Here is a 19,253-nt window from a genome sequence, read left to right on the forward strand (position 1 = left end):
TTATGCCTCCCCAACTTTTTCAATATTTACCAAGAATGTTTTGTATTCTGGTGTTTGCGTGATTGCCTCACCCCAAGATGGTGTTAAGGTATTAGTAGAGAATCCACGATTACCTTTTCCATTTAAGGCCTTCATATTCCAGTGAATTGGAAGACCTACATGGTGTACGGTACGTCCATCAATTTCGAGATCTTTAAGACGTTTCGTAACCACGGCAACAGCTTTAATATAACCACGACGAGAAGTGATTTTTACCATATCGCCTTTTTGGATGCCTTTTTCTGCTGCTAATTTTTCACCGATTTCCACAAATTGTTGTGGTTGTGCGATGATATTTAATGCAGATTGCGCAGTCCAACTATGGAAGTGTTCCGTTAATCGGTAAGTTGTTGCCACGAATGGGAACTCTTTATTTGAACCGATAAATTCTTTATCTTCAGGATAAATACGTACTGTAGGATCACTTACCACTGCAGCGTGTAATGGGTTAGTATCTATTGGGCTTTCAATTGGCTCATAGTGTTCAGGCATTGGACCATTTGCAATTTTATCAACTGCAAATAAACGACCTACACCTTCAGCAGACATAATAAATGGTCCAGTATCAGAACCTGGTGGTTGTGTACCATAGTCTGCTACATCATGCCAGTTCCAGTTTTTACCATTCCATTTTATTAATTGGCGGTTTTTATCCCAAGGATTACCATTGATATCTAATGATGCACGGCTATAAAGTATGCGGCGGTTTGCAGGCCATGCAAAGCCCCAACCAATGGTGCAGCCTAAACCTGATGGATCTGAGTTATCACGATTTGCGGTTTGATTGCCTTTTTCAGTCCATTGACCAACATATAACCAGTTACCTGATGTTGTTGTCCCATCATCACGTAAATGTGCAAATCCATTGAGTAATTGACCTTTCTTGTACATCAAGTTGCCGTTTGGATCATAAAGATCTTCTAGCGCATAACCATTTAATTCTTTGGCTAATTCTACCGCACTTGGTGAGTGTGGTTGAGCATAATTCCAAGTCATTGCTTCAAATGATTCAATACCACGACCACCTTCTTTTTGGTAAAGATGATGCATTTCTTCACGAATCATAGAAAGAATTTCAACATCTGGTAATGCTTCACCTGGTTGATCGCAACCTTTCCAGTGCCATTGAGCCCAACGCCCTGAGTTTACAATCGAACCATCTTCTTCAGCAAAACAGGTTGTTGGTAAGCGGAAGACTTCAGTTTGAATTTCTGAAGAATTTACATTGTTTGACTCACCAAAGTTTTTCCAGAATTCGGAAGATTCAGTTTGAAGCGGATCCATCACGATTAAGAATTTTAACTTACTCATTCCTGCAACAGTTTTGTTTTTGTTCGGTAATGAGTTTAATACGTTAAAGCCTTGTAAAATCCAACCGTGTAATTTGCCTTCATTCATCAGCTTAACGTGAGTAATCGGGTCATATAAGCGATCTGCTTTTGGTAAGAAATCGAAACCCCAACCGTTTTCTTTGGTTGCTTTATCACCATAGAAGGTTTTCATCATACTAACAAAGAATTTTGAAGTATGACGATAATAGTTCACTTGGTTTGGAACGATATCCTTTGGTGTAATCGCGTTAATGTATTGCTCGTAAGAGGTATCTTTATCGTTTGGTAAACGCATGTAACCCGGTAAAGACATTGGCAATAAGCCCATATCTGTTGTACCTTGTACATTGGAGTGACCACGTAATGCATTAATACCACCACCAGGCATACCCATATTACCTAAAAGTAATTGGATCATCGCCATAGAACGAATATTTTGTGTACCGATTGAATGCTCGGTAAAGCCTAACGCATATAGATGCGTCATCGTTTTATTTGGGGCAGAGGTTTTACCAATTTCTTCACAGATTTGTAAGAAGAGTTTTTGTTTTACACCTGTAATGCGTTCAACCATTTCTGGGGTATAACGAGAAACATGCTCTTTTAAGATGTTAATGACACAACGAGGGTGTTGTAATGTCATATCACGTTTAGCCTGTCCGTTCTCATCAAACTGATAGTTCCATTTAGATTTATCGTAGTTACGTTTTTCTTCGTTGTAACCTACAAATAAACCATCCTCAAATTTGAAACCTTCATCAATTAAGAATGAGGCATTAGTATAGTGTTTAACGTATTCGTGTTGAATTTGGTTTGTTTCCAATAGGTAACGGATGACACCCATTAAAAATGCGATATCAGAACCAGAACGAATTGGGGCGTGAAGATCAGCAACAGATGCAGTACGGTTAAAGCGAGGGTCGATCACGATGATTTTCGCACCGTTTTTCTTTGCTTCAATTGCCCAACGGAAGCCAACAGGGTGAGCTTCAGCAGGGTTACCACCTTGAACAATGATAAGGTTTGCGTTTTTGATATCAACCCAGTTATTTGTCATGGCACCGCGACCAAATGATGGAGCAAGACTTGCTACCGTTGGTCCGTGTCAAGTATTCGCTTGGTTACACATCGGCACTATGCCTAACATTCTCACCCATTTATGAGTAAGAAGTGCAGCTTCATTACTCATAGCAGATGCAGTCATAATACCTGTAGTTGCCCAACGGTTCACAGTTTTGCCACTTGCGTCTTTTTCAACAAAGTTAGCATCACGGTCATCTTTCATTAAACGGGCAATACGCTTAATAGCATCATGCCAAGAAATTCGCTCCCATTTATCAGAACCTGGTGCGCGATATTCAGGGTATAAACAGCGGCTTTCGCTATTTACGTAATCAAGGGCGCCAGCACCTTTAGGACAGAGTGCACCACGGCTAACCGGATGATCTGGATCGCCCTCGAGATGGAATAATTTTGAACGAGTATTGGTGCCAGTGTGGCTGCTTAATGAATCGTAAGGTTTGCCTGTGCTGTATAACAACATACCGCAGCTTACGGCACAATATGTACAAGTGTTACGAGATTCAAATGCGCGTAATAATTTGTATTCACGCGGCGCAGCTAACGCACTTGCTGGAGCAAAACCCAACATCGCAGCTGATGTTCCCGCCATACCACCTGCACAGACCTTAAAGAATTTTCTTCTTGAGATCTGCATAATCACTCCTTTCAACAACAAGTTGTTGAGATGTTTAGATAGTAATAAATTCGTCTAGTGTAACTAGATAATTTGGTTGATTTCGTTAAAATAACGTTACTCAACATCGTAAATTGGTTCAAAAGTAGGCCAATTTATGGGCGACTAGAATAACGATTTTTTAACGATAAATCCATAATCAAATGGCATTATAACGCAGAAAAATTATGATCTAGATCATAAATTTATAAAAATATTAACATTTTTTTTACATTTTAGTAATGGGTAGGTAAAGAATGGATTGGGTGATTAAACAAACGATTAACTTTTTTAAAAGAAATAAAAGTATAGAAAATTCAACCGCACTTTTACAATCAAAAGAAGATTTTCTAGCTGTCGAAATGCCAGTTTCATTAGTTTATAACGGTATTTCTCATGCGGTTATGATGTGTTCACCGAAAGATTTAGAGGTATTTGCTCTGGGCTTTTCTCTCACAGAAGGCATTATTGAAAAACCTTCGGATATTTACGGTATCGATGTTGTGGAAGTTTGCAATGGTATTGAAGTGCAAATTGAACTGTCTAGCCGAAAATTTATGGCATTAAAAGAGCATCGTCGTACCCTAACTGGACGTACTGGGTGTGGCATTTGTGGCACGGAGCAGCTTAATCAGGTATATAAAAACTTTCCAAAATTAGACCGCACTTTTAAGTTTGATTTGAATTTACTCGATGGCTGTTTGTCAGATCTTCATAAAAATCAACGATTAGGTCAGCAAACAGGTTCGACTCATGCTTGTGGTTTTTTTGATTTAGAAGGTAAGATGCTTGCTATTTTTGAAGATGTGGGTCGTCATGTTGCGCTTGATAAATTACTTGGCTGGCATGCAAAATCAGGTAAGCCTAATGGAATTATTGTTGCTTCGAGTCGTGCAAGTTATGAAATGGTTCAAAAAACTATTTCTTGTGGGGTGGAAATGTTAGTGACCATTTCTGGGGCAACTGATCTTGCTGTGAAAATGGCTGAAGCACATAATTTGACTTTGATTGGTTTTGCAAGAGAAGGTAAAGGGAATATCTATGGTGGAGATGAACGAATTAATAGTTGATATCTGAAGTAACTCTATATACGAGATATTTTTTCTATTTATTTGTAATCCAACTAGCCAGCGCGATAAAAATAGCAAAGATGCAAAACCAAATTATGTGGAGTTTTGTACTTTTACGATTGATTTCAGCGTTATGTAATCTGCGTGCTTCTAATTGTTGTTTATAAATTTCTAAATCCGTTTGTTTGAAAGAAAAACCACAATTAGGGCAGTTTTCTGCATTTTCACTAATCTTTTTTCTGCATTCAGGGCATCGAGTTAAGGCCATCTTTTTCTCTATAATTATAAAATTACTTATTTATTAGTATTCTAATAGAATTCTTCAGTTTTACAAATGTGATGTAAGTCACAAATCCATAAAATTTCTTAAATTCAATTTTTGATTTTAAACAATTTGAAATAGAATACCGCGGCTTGTTTAGGGCATCTACTAAATACTTTCTTTTATCTTTTGAGGAGCCTTTCTATGTTATGGTTTTTCTTTTGTGTAGCCATCTTGATTCTTGGTTACTTTGTTTATGGAAAAATTATCGAAAAAATCTTTGTGATTAATCCACAACGTCAGACCCCTGCTTATCAGGTGAATGATGGCGTGGATTATATGCCAATGTCAAAAACCAAAATTTGGTTAATTCAATTATTAAACATTGCTGGAACTGGTCCTATTTTTGGTCCAATTCTTGGTGCGTTATACGGACCAGTGGCAATGCTTTGGATTGTAATCGGTTGTATTTTTGCCGGTGCAGTACATGACTATTTCTGTGGTATGTTGAGTATCCGTCATGGCGGTGCAACTATGCCACATTTAGCTGGAAAATTCTTAGGTCGTCCTGTAAAAGTATTTATTAACACATTAGCACTTGTACTTTTATTATTAGTGGGTGTTGTGTTTGTATCAAGCCCAGCTCAATTAATGGGTACGATTACCATGGACTTATTGGGCGCATCTCAAGGTGCGTTACAATTAGGTGATGCTGAGGCTGTTCATCATGCAGTTGAAGCCGGTGGTATCAAAGTATGGGGAATGGATAAAGCAACTGTTGTTGCAGTTTGGACCATTATTATTTTTGCTTACTATATTCTTGCGACTTTATTGCCGATCGACAAAATTATCGGTCGAATCTATCCGCTCTTTGGCGCATTGTTGCTATTTATGTCTGTGGGTATGGTGTATGGCTTAGTTTCTGCACACTTTAGTGCTGTCGACCCTATTGAGTTCTTCCGTACTATCAATGCAGATGGTCAAGGTTTAACTTTAGAGAAATTCACTCAAAACTTTCAAGTGAAGGGCGATGTTCCAATTTGGCCATTATTGTTCTTAACTATTTCTTGTGGTGCATTATCTGGTTTCCATGCAACTCAAACTCCTTTAATGGCGCGTTGTGCTGAAAATGAAAAAGAAGGCCGTTTTATCTTTTACGGTGCAATGATTGCTGAAGGTGTAATTGCGTTAATCTGGTGTATGGTTGGTCTTGCATTCTATGAAAACCCACAAGCATTACAAGATGCAATTGCAGCAGGTTCACCATCTAAAGTTGTATATGACAGTTCATTACACTTCTTAGGTTTTATCGGTGGTATTTTTGCAGTGTTAGGTGTGATGGTTTTACCTATTACTTCTGGCGATACCGCATTCCGTGCAGCTCGTTTACAATTAGCGGAAATTTTCCATATCGACCAACGTTCATTACCTAAACGTTTATTAATTGCTGTACCACTATTCGTATTAGGCTATTTTGTTTCAACCATTGATTTTAGCGTGTTATGGCGTTATTTCACTTGGGCAAACCAAATGACAGCAATGGTAATGTTATGGACTGCGGCCGCATACTTATATCGCTACCATAAATTCCACTGGGTTGCGTCTATTCCGGCTTGGTTTATTACAACAGTATGTGCAACTTACTTGTTCTACAACAAAATCGGTTTTGGTTTAGATTATCAACTTTCAGTTTATCTTGGTTTTGCAACAACAATTGTTTGTATCGTGTTATTCTTCGCTATGCTTAAGCCATTAGGCGAGCGTGATGAAGAAGCGTATGTGAATAATTAATCAAGATAATTTGATTTTAAAAAACCGTTTGAGATATCGTCTCAAACGGTTTTTTTTTGATAAAAAATAGGGGTATTTCAGGGATAATCGCTTGCAACTTAAGCAAACAAATTATACACTTACGCAGATGTGGAGAAAAGTGGTGTTTTGTGGAGATTTTTAGAAAAATTTCTCAAAATAAGTTTAATTTTGAAGGCGTAATATGTTTCGTGGTGCAACAGCGGTTAATTTAGATTCTAAAGGACGCGTAGCGATCCCAACCCGCTATCGCTCTGAAATTCTTGAAAAGAACCAAGGGCAAATGGTTTGTACCGTCGATATTCGCCAACCTTGTCTTTTACTTTATCCCCTTGATGAATGGGAAAAAATCGAACAAAAACTTCTCGCACTTTCTAATTTTGATCCTACCCAACGCCGTTTGCAACGAGTAATGCTTGGTCACGCCACTGAATGTGAGATGGATGCTCAGGGCCGTATTTTGCTTAGCGGACCATTACGCCAACATGCAAAATTAGAAAAAGGTTTAATGTTGGTAGGGCAACTTAATAAATTTGAAATTTGGAGTGCTGTAGAATGGCATGCCCAAATTGAAGAAGATATAGAAATTGGTTCAAGTGCAGACTTTGTGTCTGAGGCTTTGAAAGATTTCTCATTATAGAAAATGATTCACCGTTTTTTACTTTTATATTGTATTTATGGATACTGAAAATTCCTTTTCTTCACCTGAACATATCACAGTTTTACTTCACGAAGCCGTGAATGGCTTGGCATTGAAGGAAAATGGAATTTATATTGACGGTACTTTTGGCCGTGGTGGTCATTCTCGCTTAATCCTTTCTAAATTATCCTCAAATGGTCGTCTCATTGGAATTGACCGTGATCCCAGAGCCATTGCTGAAGCTCAAAAAATTCAAGATTCACGTTTTCAGATTGAACACAACAGCTTTTCCCATATTCCTGAAATTTGTGAAAAATTAAATTTGGTTGGCAAAATTGACGGCATTTTGCTTGATCTTGGCGTGTCATCCCCACAGCTTGATGAAGCTGAACGTGGATTTAGTTTTATGAAAGATGGCCCTCTTGATATGCGTATGGACACGACTCAAGGTTTATCAGCAGAAGAATGGTTAAAACAAGTATCGGTTGAGGATTTAACTTGGGTTTTGAAAACTTTTGGCGAAGAGCGTTTCGCTAAACATATTGCGACGGCCATTGTTGATTACAATAAAAGTGCGGTCAAAAATGCCACCGAATTTTTATCTCGTACTAGTCAATTAGCTGAGCTTATTTCACAAGCGGTACCTTTCAAAGATAAATATAAACATCCTGCGACTCGCAGTTTCCAAGCTATTCGTATTTTCATCAATGCAGAATTAGATGAATTGGAAAGTGTACTCAATTCTGCTTTAGACATGTTAGCGCCAGAAGGGCGTTTATCAATTATTAGTTTCCATTCTTTAGAAGATAGAATGGTGAAACATTTTATGAAAAAACAAAGTAAAGGTGAGGATATCCCTAAAGGTTTGCCATTGCGAGAAGACCAAATTCAACGTAATCAAAAATTAAAAATTATAGGTAAAGCAATTCAACCAAGTGATGCAGAAATTCAAGCAAATCCTCGTTCAAGAAGTGCGGTATTGCGTGTGGCGGAGAGAATTTAGTGATGTCTGAAAATAATAAGCCTCGTTATCCGTTACAACAGATTTTGGTCGAAGATCTATTTTCTTCAAATAAATTAATTGTGTTGTTATTGGTTGCGATTTTGATTTCATCAATGAGCGTGATTTGGGTAACTCATCAGACTCGCCGACTAATTTCTGAAAATGGTCAATTGGTTTTACAGCGCCAAGCACTTGAAAGTGAATATCGAAATTTGCAAGTGCAAGAAGCAACGGAAGGAGACAGTACTAGAGTAGAATCTATTGCTGTTGGCACCTTAAAAATGAAAACATTATCCCCAGAACAAGAAGTTGAAATTAGAGAATAATAGGTAGAAAAGATGGTTAAGTTCAATTCTTCTCGTAAATCAGGTAAAGCAAAAAAAACAATTAGAAAATTGACCGCACCTGAAGCCGTAAAACATAACAAACCGAAAATTGTGTTTGAAAAATGTTTTATGCGTGTTCGTTATTGGGTTTCTGCTTTTTTTATTTTGGCTGGTTTATGTGCTTTAGTCGCTCGTGCGGCTTATGTGCAGTCTGTTGATTCAAACACTTTATCTGGAGAGGCTGATAAACGTTCTTTGCGTAAAGATGAAGTGTTATCTGTGCGTGGTTCAATTTTAGATCGTAATGGTCAGCTTTTATCTGTGAGCGTGCCGATGAATGCGGTGGTTGCAGATCCGAAAACTATGTTAAAAGAAAATGCACTTGCGGATAAAGAACGGATTACTGCGTTGGCTCAAGAATTGGGTATGAGCGAAAATGATTTGGTGAAAAAAATCGAGAAGAATGCCAAATCAGGTTATTTGTATTTGGCCCGTCAAGTAGAATCTAACAAAGCAGATTATATTCGTAAACTTAAGATTAAGGGTGTTAATTTAGAAACTGAGCATCGTCGTTTTTATCCTCGCGTAGAAGAGGCTGCACATGTGGTGGGTTATACCGATATTGATGGAAACGGTATTGAGGGCATTGAGAAAAGCTTTAATTCCATGCTTGTGGGTAAAGATGGGTCACGTACCGTTCGTAAAGATAAACGCGGAAATATCGTTGAACATATTGCGGATGAGAAAAAATATGATGCGCAAGATGTCACTTTGAGTATCGATGAAAAATTACAATCCATGGTATATCGTGAGATTAAAAAGGCGGTGTCTGATAATAATGCCGAGTCTGGTACTGCGGTGTTAGTTGATGTTCGAACTGGTGAAGTGTTGGCTATGGCTACTGCGCCATCTTACAATCCAAACAACCGTGTTGGTGTGAAATCCGAGTTAATGCGTAACCGTGCAATCACCGATACGTTTGAGCCGGGTTCTACTGTAAAACCTTTCGTGGTTTTAACCGCACTTCAACGCGGAGTAGTGCGCCGTGATGAAATCATCAATACGGGGTCATTCACTGTGAGTGGCAAAGAAATTGTGGATGTTGCACCTCGCGCACAACAAACGTTAGATGAGATTTTAATTAATTCTAGTAACCGTGGTGTGAGTCGTCTTGCATTGCGTATGCCACCTAGTGCATTGATGGAAACTTATCAAAATGCAGGTTTAAGTAAACCGACGGATTTAGGCTTGATCGGTGAACAAGTTGGGATTTTGAACGCAAACCGTAAACGCTGGGCAGATATTGAACGTGCAACAGTCGCTTATGGTTATGGTATTACTGCGACGCCTTTACAAATTGCTCGAGCATATGCAACTCTTGGAAGTTTCGGCGTTTATCGCCCTCTGTCGATCACTAAAGTCGATCCGCCAGTCATTGGAAAACGTGTTTTCTCTGAAAAAATAACCAAAGATATCGTGGGTATTTTAGAGAAGGTCGCGATTAAAAATAAACGTGCAATGGTGGAAGGCTACCGAGTTGGCGTGAAAACAGGTACGGCACGTAAGATTGAAAATGGACATTATGTAAATAAATATGTGGCATTTACTGCGGGTATTGCACCGATTAGTGACCCTCGTTATGCATTAGTGATTTTAATTAATGATCCAAAAGCCGGCGAATATTATGGTGGTGCAGTTTCTGCGCCAGTATTCTCTAGTATTATGGGCTATGCTTTGCGTGCAAATGCTATTCCACAAGATGCTGAACCCGTTGAAAAAACAGCAACGAAAAGCGCAAAGCGTATAGTATATGTTGGTGATCACAAGAATCAAAAAGTGAATTAAGGAAAAATTATGAAAAAACTCACCGCACTTTTTAATTTGCCTGAATTAAAGAATGATATAGAACTCCATAATATGGTGTTGGATAGCCGTAAAGTTAAAGCTGGAGATCTTTTTGTGGCGATAAAAGGTCATCAGGTCGATGGAAATCAATTTATTGATTCAGCTATTCATTCTGGTGCGAGTGCGGTGGTTTCTGAGACAGAATTATCTGGCGAGCATTTAACTGTGGCGTTTATAGGGAATGTGCCAGTAGTTAAATATTATCAACTTGCACATCATCTTTCGTCTTTGGCGGATATTTTCTATGATTCCCCTTCTAAAAAATTAACGCTTGTTGGTGTCACGGGGACAAATGGCAAAACCACTATTTCTCAATTATTAGCGCAATGGGTGGAATTGTTAGGTCATCGTGCGGCTGTGATGGGAACCATTGGTAATGGCCTTTTAGGTCAAGTTGTAGAAGCTAAAAATACAACTGGATCAGCTGTGGAAATTCAATCATCACTTTTCAGTTTTAAGCAAGCTGGCGCTGATTTTGCCTCTATTGAAGTTTCATCGCATGGTCTGGCGCAACATCGCGTGGAGGCGTTGCGTTTTAAAGCTGGGATTTTTACCAACTTGACGCGTGATCATCTAGATTATCACCAGACCATGGAAAATTATGCTTCCGCAAAAAAACGCTTGTTCACCGAATTAGATACGCAAATTAAAGTGATTAACGCTGATGATGAGATTGGAAGTCAATGGTTAAGTGAATTGCCAGATGCTATTGCGGTAAGTACGAGCCCTGATTTCCAATCAAACTCACATCAATGGATGAAGACAACAAATATTCACTATCATGCTAAAGGCGCTGATATTACTTTTGAATCTAGCTGGGGTAATGGTGTATTGCATAGTCCGTTAATCGGCGCTTTCAATGTAAGCAATTTGTTATTAGTGATGACCACGTTATTATCATTTGGCTACCCATTGGAAAATTTACTCGCTACGGCGAAATCTTTGAAAGGAGTATGTGGAAGAATGGAAATGATTCAATATCCAAATAAACCAACAGTTATTGTAGATTATGCGCATACACCTGATGCACTAGAAAAAGCCTTGATGGCAGCGCGTGAACATTGCCAAGGTGAGTTATGGTGTATTTTTGGCTGTGGTGGAGATCGCGATAGAGGCAAACGTCCATTAATGGCACAAGTCGCAGAGCAGTTTGCTGAAAAGGTTATCGTGACAAAAGATAATCCTCGAACAGAATCACAAAGCCAAATTGAATCAGATATTGTTGCTGGCTTTAAAAATATGGATAAAGTAGGCATTATTCCTGATCGTGAACAGGCTATTCAGTTTGCGATTGAAAGTGCGGTTGAAAATGATGTGATTTTAATTGCTGGCAAAGGCCATGAAAATTATCAAATTATTGGCACTGAAATCGTGCATTTTTCAGACCAAGAAATTGCCCATGATTTTTTAAAATAATAACAATTAAATTATGATTAAACTCTCTATTGAACAATTAGCACAGATTCTTCAAGCTAAATTAATTGGCGATAAAAATGTGCAAGTTGAAGAAATTAATACAGATACCCGAAAAAGCGTATCAAATAGTTTATTTTTTGCGTTGAAAGGCGAAAAGTTTGATGCTCACCAATATCTTGAACAAGCGGTAGCACAAGGTGCGATAGCCGTTGTTGTTCAGCAAGAAAATTCTTCCATTTCTGTTCCACAACTTGTGGTTAAGGATACTCGTATTGCTTTGGGTGAACTTGCAAAATGGTTACGCGAGAAAATTAATCCGCGTACTGTTGCGATGACAGGATCTTCTGGTAAAACCACGGTAAAAGAAATGACGGCGAGTATTTTGCAACATGCTGCGGGTGATTCAGATGCTGTACTTTTTACCAATGGTAATTTTAATAACGATATTGGTGTGCCTTTAACCCTTCTTCGCTTAACAGAAAAACATCGTTTCGCAGTGATCGAACTTGGTGCCAATCATCAAGGTGAAATTGATTACACCACAAAATTAGCTCAACCTGATGCAGCATTGATTAATAATATTGCTCCCGCGCATTTAGAAGGCTTTGGTTCTTTAGAGGGCGTAGCACAAGCTAAAGGTGAAATTTATCGTGGTTTAACATCGAATGGTGTGGCGATTATTAACGCAGAACATAATCATTTAAATGTTTGGCAAAAAGAAATTGGTGAACATGAAATTCAATATTTCAACGGTAAAGATTATTCTGCAAAAAATATTCATCATACTGATCAAGGTTCTACTTTTACACTTATTTCCCCACAAGGTGAAATTGAGATTAACTTGCCTTACCTTGGTGCGCATAATGTAAAAAATGCCTTGGCAGCTACCGCACTTGCGATGAATGTTGGTGCCACTCTTACAGATGTAAAAGCTGGATTAGAACAACGTTCTCAAGTGAAAGGGCGTTTATTCCCCATTCAAGTAATGACTAATTTAGTGTTATTAGATGATACTTATAATGCGAATAAAGATTCTCTCTGTGCTGCCATTGATGTTTTAAAAAGTTATGATGCTTTCCGTATTTTGTGTGTTGGTGATATGAAAGAGTTAGGCGAAAACTCTCTCGCTATCCACCATGAAGTAGGACAACATGTCAACTCGGCAAATTTAGATTTAGTTTGTTCTTATGGCAACGAAAGTGCGGTTATTTCTGAGGTTGTTTCGGGTAAGCATTTTACTGATAAGGTGGAAATGGTTGATTTTCTTGTACCATTGATTGAAACCCAATTACAACAAAATAACAAAGTCGTGGTGCTAGGAAAAGGCTCTCGCTCAATGAAAATGGAAGATGTGATCTATTCATTAAAGGATAAAATTAAATGTTAGTTTGGCTTGCTGAATATCTTGTTCGTTATGAAACCGCTTTTAATGCGATTTCTTATATTACCGTCCGTGCAATTCTTGCATTATTAACCGCACTTTTTATCTCACTTTGGATTGGTCCAAAAGTGATCAAACGTTTACAGATCTTAAAATTTGGCCAAGAAGTGCGAAATGATGGTCCTGAAAGCCACTTTGCAAAAAAAGGCACACCGACTATGGGAGGTGTGATGATTTTATTCTCTATTGGCGTAAGTACGTTATTATGGGCAAATCTCGCAAATCCTTATATCTGGGTTTGCTTATTTGTATTATTTGGATACGGTGCAATTGGTTTTGTGGATGATTTCCGCAAAATTACTCGTAAAAACACGGATGGTTTGATTGCTCGCTGGAAATATTTTTGGATGTCTGTTGTGGCATTAGTGGCAATCCTTTGGCTTTATTGGCTTGGTCACGACACTGATGCCACCCGTTTAGTGATTCCATTCTTTAAAGACATTATGCCTCAATTAGGTTTGTTCTATATTGTGTTGTCTTACTTTGTGATTGTTGGAACCGGTAATGCGGTGAATTTAACAGATGGTTTGGATGGATTGGCGATTATGCCAACAGCTCTTGTCGCAGGTGCGTTTGCGTTAATTGCATGGGCAACGGGTAACGTGAATTTCGCAGAATATTTGCACATCCCATACATTAAATACAGTTCTGAAGTGGTTGTGTTCTGTACAGCCATTGTTGGTGCGGGCTTAGGGTTCTTATGGTTCAATACTTATCCCGCGCAAGTCTTTATGGGCGATGTAGGCTCCCTTGCATTAGGCGGAGCTCTTGGTGTCGTGGCGATTCTAGTTCGTCAGGAATTTTTACTTGTGATAATGGGCGGGGTATTTGTTGTTGAAGCGCTCTCTGTTATTTTGCAAGTGGGCTCTTATAAGTTACGTAAACAACGCATTTTTAGAATGGCACCGATTCACCACCATTTTGAATTGAAGGGATGGCCTGAGCCAAGAGTGATTATTCGGTTTTGGATTATTTCCTTAATGTTGGTGTTGATGGGATTGGTAACCTTGAAGTTGCGTTAATAAATATAGCTAGGTTCGCTCTTTCAGTTTTTGAAAGGGCGACCTTTTTTACGTTAGTAAAGGAAATTTATATTTCCATCAATAATATAATTTTAAAATTTATAGCAATTAAGAAGAAAGAAAATGAACGCCTATCAAAACAAAAATATTACTATCATCGGGCTTGGCAAAACAGGTCTTTCTTGCGTGGATTATCTCTTATCCCAACAGGCTAATATTCGTGTGATTGATACCCGAAAAAATCCTACTGGTGTTGATAAACTTCCTAAAAATATCCCTCTTCATACTGGTGGTTTAAATCAGGAATGGCTACTTGAAAGCGATATGATTGTTATCAGCCCAGGGCTTGCGGTAAAAACACCTGAAATTCAAACCGCACTTAAAGCCGGCGTAGAAGTAATCGGTGATATTGAATTGTTCTGCCGCGCGGCGACGAAGCCAATTGTGGGAATTACCGGTTCAAATGGAAAAAGTACCGTAACTACTTTAGTTTATGAAATGGCGAAAGCTGCTGGCGTGAAAGTTGGTATGGGCGGCAATATTGGAATTCCAGCTTTGTCATTATTGAATGAAGATTGTGAACTTTATGTATTAGAACTGTCTAGTTTTCAGCTTGAAACAACTTATAGCTTAAAAGCTGCGGCTGCAACTGTTTTGAACGTAACTGAAGATCATATGGATCGTTATGTGGATTTAGAAGATTATCGCCAAGCAAAATTACGCATTTATCATAATGCTGAGGTTGGAGTTTTAAATAATGAGGATACGCTGACTTTTGGAGAAGATACAAATCAAGCGAAACAAACCGTTTCTTTTGCGGAAAATACAGCAGATTATTGGCTAAAAACTGAAAACGGCAAGCAATACTTAATGGCAAAAGATGAAGTAATTTTACCTTGTGAAGAAGCAACATTAGTCGGTCGCCATAATTATATGAACATTTTGGCAGCAACGGCATTGGCACAAGCTGTCGGTATTAATTTAGATTCAATTCGTACCGCACTTTGTCATTTCAAAGGGTTAGATCATCGTTTTCAATTAGCGCATCAAGCTAATGGCATTCGTTGGATTAATGACTCTAAAGCAACAAATGTGGGGAGTACAGTTGCCGCATTAGCAGGCCTTTATGTTGAAGGCAAATTGCATTTGTTGTTAGGTGGTGATGGAAAAGGAGCTGATTTTTCAGAATTAGCTGAATTAATTAATCAACCACATATTATTTGTTATTGTTTTGGTCGAGATGGTGCGCAACTCGCTAAGCTTTCATCGCAAAGCTATTTGTTCGATACAATGGAACAAGCGATAGCATTTTTACGCCCAACATTGCAAAGCGGAGATATGGTATTATTGTCGCCAGCTTGTGCAAGCCTCGATCAGTTTGCCTCTTTTGAAAAGCGCGGTGAAGAATTTACTCGTTTAGCTCAATATTCAGCCTAATTTAGTCATTAATAAAAATAAGATGGAATTTTTACAGAACATCAAAAAAAATTACGATGAATGGACTCGCATCACACCTCAAGGTTTGTTGTATGATCGTGCGCTATTTTGGTTATTTGTTATTTTGCTTTTAATTGGTTTAGTTTCGGTAACATCTGCATCTATTCCGTATAGCTCTCGTTTATTTAATGATCCTTTTTACTTTGCAAAACGCGATGCTTTTTATGTATTTCTTTCTTTATCGACTTGTTATGCCATGTTGTATATTCCAACTGAAAAGTTGGAAAAATGGAATGTAAATATTTTCTGGGCAGCCGTGGCTTTATTGATAGCCGTATTATTTATCGGTACATCAGTAAATGGTGCTAAGCGTTGGATTTCGTTGGGGATTTTGAATTTTCAGCCGGCTGAATTTGCGAAGCTGGCACTGACTTGTTTCTTGGCAAGCTATTTTACTCGTCGTTATGATGAGGTTCGAGGTAGAAAATTTAGTGCGATAAAACCCTTTATTGTGATGGGCGTAATGGGGATGTTCCTCTTAGTTCAGCCTGATATGGGAAGTACAGTCGTATTATTTGTTATTACTTTCGGTATGCTATTTATCGTTGGTGCGCACTTTTTCCAATTTATTTTGCTTGGTGCAACAGGTGTAATTCTTGGCGCTTGGTTAATCATCTCTGCTTCTTATCGTTTAAAACGTTTCACTGGTTTTTTAGATCCATTTAAAGACCCTTATGGTACGGGTTTCCAATTAACGAATTCTCTTATGGCATTTGGGCGTGGAGAAATAACGGGTGAAGGGTTAGGTAATTCAATTCAAAAACTAGATTATTTACCTGAAGCGCATACTGACTTTATTATGGCGATTCTTGGTGAAGAGTTTGGTTTTATAGGCATTTTAATTGTTGTTATTTTGCTCGGTTTACTTGTGTTTAGGGCGTTGAAGATCGGAAAGGAATCTTTAATGTTAGAACAACGTTTTAGAGGATTTTTAGCGTTAGGTATTGGCTTTTGGATTTTCTTCCAAGGCTTTGTTAATTTAGGTATGGCGCTTGGAATGTTGCCGACTAAAGGTTTAACTTTTCCACTCGTGAGTTATGGTGGTTCGAGTATTATTATTATGTCAGCGACTATTGGCATTTTATTACGTATTGATCACGAAAACCGTTTACTTCGCGCAGGTCAAGCACGACTACGCGATGATTAGAGATAAAGAAGATGAAAAATAAAAAATTATTAGTGATGGCTGGTGGAACTGGCGGTCATGTTTTTCCAGCGATAGCCGTGGCCCAATTTTTACAAAAACAAGGATGGGATATTTGCTGGTTAGGTACCAAAGATCGAATGGAGGCTCACCTTGTACCAAAACATGGAATCCCGATTAGATTTATCCAAATTTCGGGTTTACGTGGTAAAGGTATAAAAGCTTTATTAAGTGCTCCTTTTGCGATTTTCCGTGCTGTGTTGCAGGCAAAAAAAATTATTCAAGAAGAAAAGCCTGACGCTGTACTTGGAATGGGAGGGTATGTTTCAGGTCCAGGTGGTATTGCTGCAAAACTTTGTGGTGTACCGATAATTTTGCATGAACAAAATGCGATAGCGGGTTTAACGAATAAATGGTTAGCTAAAATTGCTACTCGCGTATTGCAAGCATTTCCAAGTGCTTTTCCTCATGCTGAAGTTGTTGGTAATCCAGTTCGGGAAGATTTATTTAAGATGCCATATCCAACGCTCCGTTTTTCTGAGCGTGAGGAAAAATTACGCGTCTTAGTGGTCGGTGGTAGTCAAGGCGCGCGAGTTCTTAATCATACTTTACCTAAAGTAGTAGTCCAACTTACAGATAAATTAGACGTTCGTCATCAAGTAGGTAAAGGTGCGGTAGAAGAAGTTAGCAAACTTTATGGTGAGAATTCAGAACAAGTTAAAATAACAGAATTTATTGATGATATGGCTGAGGCTTATGCTTGGGCTGATGTGATAATTTGCCGTTCTGGCGCATTAACTGTATGTGAAATTGCGGCAGTTGGTGCTGCAGCTATTTTTGTGCCTTTCCAACATAAAGATCGTCAACAATATTTGAATGCGAAATATTTATCGGATGTTGGCGCGGCGAAAATTATAGAACAGGCAGATTTAACGCCTGAAATTTTGGTGAATTATTTAAAAAACTTTACTCGTGAAAATTTATTACAAATGGCTGAGAAAGCGAAAGCAATGTCGACACCTTTCTCTGCACAGCGAGTTGCTGAGGTTATTATAGAAAATTCAAACTAATTGATATTCCAAAGAATAAGAAAAACATTGCGATTTTTAACCGCACTTTTAGAATAGGCACCAATATTTTGACAATGTGTCAAAAAGGAAAAATAAATGAAACATTCCCACGAAGAAATTAGAAAAATTATCCCTGAAATGCGTCGAGTGCAACAAATTCATTTTATTGGAATTGGTGGCGCGGGAATGAGTGGTATTGCTGAGATTTTATTGAATGAAGGCTATCAAATCTCTGGCTCAGATATTGCTGACGGCTTAGTAATTCAACGTTTAACTCAAGCTGGAGCAAAAATTTACATTGGCCATGCAGAAGAACATATTGAAGGTGCCAGTGTTGTTGTCGTATCCAGTGCGATAAAAGATGATAACCCTGAATTAGTTGCAGCGAAACAAAAACGCATTCCAGTGATTCAACGAGCACAAATGTTGGCTGAAATCATGCGTTTCCGTCATGGTATTGCTGTTGCAGGAACACACGGGAAGACGACGACAACTGCTATGATTTCCATGATTTACACCCAAGCAAAACTCGATCCAACATTCGTTAATGGAGGTTTGGTGAAATCTGCAGGTAAAAATGCACATTTAGGTGCTAGTCGTTATTTAATTGCCGAAGCGGATGAAAGCGATGCTTCGTTTTTACATTTGCAGCCAATGGTATCTGTTGTGACTAATATGGAACCAGACCATATGGATACTTACGAAGGTGATTTTGAAAAAATGAAAGCCACCTATGTGAAGTTTCTACACAATTTACCATTCTATGGTTTAGCCGTGATGTGTGCAGATGATCCTGTATTAATGGAGCTTGTACCAAAAGTTGGTCGCCAAGTGATTACATATGGTTTTAGTGAACACGCAGATTATCGCATTGAAGATTATGAACAAACAGGTTTTCAAGGTCATTACACAGTGATTTGCCCAGATAATGAACGTATTAATGTTCTGTTAAATGTTCCTGGAAAACATAATGCGTTAAACGCGACGGCTGCACTTGCTGTAGCAAAAGAAGAAGGTATTGGCAATGAGGCTATTTTAGAAGCCCTTGCTGATTTCCAAGGTGCAGGTCGTCGTTTTGATCAGTTAGGTGAATTTATTCGTCCAAATGGTAAGGTTCGTTTAGTTGATGACTATGGTCATCACCCAACAGAAGTGGGCGTAACGATTAAAGCCGCACGAGAAGGATGGGGAGATAAACGTATTGTTATGATTTTCCAACCTCATCGTTATTCTCGTACTCGTGATTTATTTGATGATTTTGTACAAGTGCTTTCGCAAGTAGACGCATTAATTATGCTTGATGTATACGCAGCGGGAGAAGCGCCTATTGTTGGAGCTGATAGTAAATCGCTTTGTCGTTCCATTAGAAATTTAGGAAAAATCGATCCAATCTTAGTTTCTGACACCTCACAATTAGGCGACGTTCTTGATCAAATTATTCAAGATGGCGATTTGATTTTGGCACAAGGTGCGGGTAGCGTAAGTAAAATCTCTCGTGGCTTAGCTCAATCTTGGAAAAATTAAGACGTTTATAAATAGATTT

The 19,253-nt window shown here is 38.5% G+C and carries 15 protein-coding genes; 13 read left to right on the top strand and 2 right to left on the bottom strand.

Annotated features, from left to right (window positions below):
• Window positions 1-3,087, bottom strand: a complete 3,087-nt coding sequence (fdnG, locus tag HMPREF9096_RS02580) for a formate dehydrogenase-N subunit alpha (protein ID WP_156791782.1) — start codon at window positions 3,085-3,087, stop codon at window positions 1-3.
• 275 nt (window positions 3,088-3,362) lie between these two features.
• Between fdnG and fdhD the strand changes: the two genes are divergently transcribed.
• The gene (gene fdhD / locus HMPREF9096_RS02570) at window positions 3,363-4,175 is read left to right on the top strand and encodes a formate dehydrogenase accessory sulfurtransferase FdhD (RefSeq protein WP_009766820.1); all 813 of its coding nucleotides are present in this window, start codon (window positions 3,363-3,365) and stop codon (window positions 4,173-4,175) included.
• A 34-nt stretch (window positions 4,176-4,209) separates the two neighbouring features.
• On the opposite strand, the gene HMPREF9096_RS02565 is transcribed toward fdhD, so the two are convergent.
• Window positions 4,210-4,443 (bottom strand): zinc ribbon domain-containing protein, encoded by a 234-nt coding sequence (locus HMPREF9096_RS02565; protein ID WP_009766821.1) that lies wholly within the window; start codon window positions 4,441-4,443, stop codon window positions 4,210-4,212.
• Window positions 4,444-4,641: 198 nt separating this feature from the next.
• Here HMPREF9096_RS02565 and HMPREF9096_RS02560 point away from each other — a divergent pair, with 198 nt between their 5' ends.
• The 12 genes from HMPREF9096_RS02560 to murC all read left to right on the top strand — a co-directional run bounded on the left by HMPREF9096_RS02560 (window position 4,642) and on the right by murC (window position 19,234).
• Window positions 4,642-6,228, top strand: a complete 1,587-nt coding sequence (locus tag HMPREF9096_RS02560; RefSeq protein WP_009766822.1) for a carbon starvation protein A — start codon at window positions 4,642-4,644, stop codon at window positions 6,226-6,228.
• A gap of 202 nt (window positions 6,229-6,430) precedes the next feature.
• Window positions 6,431-6,886, top strand: coding sequence for a division/cell wall cluster transcriptional repressor MraZ (gene mraZ, locus HMPREF9096_RS02555; RefSeq protein WP_009766823.1), 456 nt, complete (start codon window positions 6,431-6,433; stop codon window positions 6,884-6,886).
• 37 nt (window positions 6,887-6,923) lie between these two features.
• Window positions 6,924-7,889 (top strand): 16S rRNA (cytosine(1402)-N(4))-methyltransferase RsmH, encoded by a 966-nt coding sequence (gene rsmH / locus HMPREF9096_RS02550; protein WP_009766824.1) that lies wholly within the window; start codon window positions 6,924-6,926, stop codon window positions 7,887-7,889.
• A 2-nt stretch (window positions 7,890-7,891) separates the two neighbouring features.
• Complete coding sequence (gene ftsL, locus HMPREF9096_RS02545) at window positions 7,892-8,215, top strand: cell division protein FtsL (protein WP_005643553.1); 324 nt, start codon at window positions 7,892-7,894, stop codon at window positions 8,213-8,215.
• Window positions 8,216-8,227: 12 nt separating this feature from the next.
• The gene (locus tag HMPREF9096_RS02540) at window positions 8,228-10,060 is read left to right on the top strand and encodes a penicillin-binding transpeptidase domain-containing protein (RefSeq protein WP_009766825.1); all 1,833 of its coding nucleotides are present in this window, start codon (window positions 8,228-8,230) and stop codon (window positions 10,058-10,060) included.
• A 9-nt stretch (window positions 10,061-10,069) separates the two neighbouring features.
• Window positions 10,070-11,536 (top strand): UDP-N-acetylmuramoyl-L-alanyl-D-glutamate--2,6-diaminopimelate ligase, encoded by a 1,467-nt coding sequence (murE, locus tag HMPREF9096_RS02535; protein ID WP_009766826.1) that lies wholly within the window; start codon window positions 10,070-10,072, stop codon window positions 11,534-11,536.
• A gap of 13 nt (window positions 11,537-11,549) precedes the next feature.
• A complete protein-coding gene (murF, locus tag HMPREF9096_RS02530; protein WP_009766827.1) occupies window positions 11,550-12,923 on the top strand; it encodes a UDP-N-acetylmuramoyl-tripeptide--D-alanyl-D-alanine ligase in 1,374 nt (457 codons plus the stop codon).
• Window positions 12,917-13,999 (top strand): phospho-N-acetylmuramoyl-pentapeptide-transferase, encoded by a 1,083-nt coding sequence (gene mraY / locus HMPREF9096_RS02525; protein ID WP_005630348.1) that lies wholly within the window; start codon window positions 12,917-12,919, stop codon window positions 13,997-13,999. Before murF ends, mraY begins: the two co-directional genes overlap by 7 nt.
• A gap of 123 nt (window positions 14,000-14,122) precedes the next feature.
• Window positions 14,123-15,436 (top strand): UDP-N-acetylmuramoyl-L-alanine--D-glutamate ligase, encoded by a 1,314-nt coding sequence (gene murD, locus HMPREF9096_RS02520; RefSeq protein WP_009766828.1) that lies wholly within the window; start codon window positions 14,123-14,125, stop codon window positions 15,434-15,436.
• Window positions 15,437-15,458: 22 nt separating this feature from the next.
• The gene (ftsW, locus tag HMPREF9096_RS02515) at window positions 15,459-16,643 is read left to right on the top strand and encodes a putative lipid II flippase FtsW (RefSeq protein WP_009766829.1); all 1,185 of its coding nucleotides are present in this window, start codon (window positions 15,459-15,461) and stop codon (window positions 16,641-16,643) included.
• An 11-nt stretch (window positions 16,644-16,654) separates the two neighbouring features.
• Window positions 16,655-17,710 carry an undecaprenyldiphospho-muramoylpentapeptide beta-N-acetylglucosaminyltransferase gene (murG, locus tag HMPREF9096_RS02510; RefSeq protein ID WP_009766830.1) on the top strand — a complete coding sequence of 352 codons (1,056 nt, stop codon included), beginning with the start codon at window positions 16,655-16,657 and terminating at the stop codon, window positions 17,708-17,710.
• Between the two features lie 96 nt (window positions 17,711-17,806).
• On the top strand, window positions 17,807-19,234 hold the full coding sequence (murC, locus tag HMPREF9096_RS02505) for a UDP-N-acetylmuramate--L-alanine ligase (RefSeq protein WP_009766831.1): 1,428 nt from the start codon (window positions 17,807-17,809) through the stop codon (window positions 19,232-19,234).
• Window positions 19,235-19,253: the final 19 nt, after the last annotated feature.

Source organism: Haemophilus sp. oral taxon 851 str. F0397 (assembly GCF_000242295.1).
Lineage (GTDB): Bacteria > Pseudomonadota > Gammaproteobacteria > Enterobacterales > Pasteurellaceae > Haemophilus.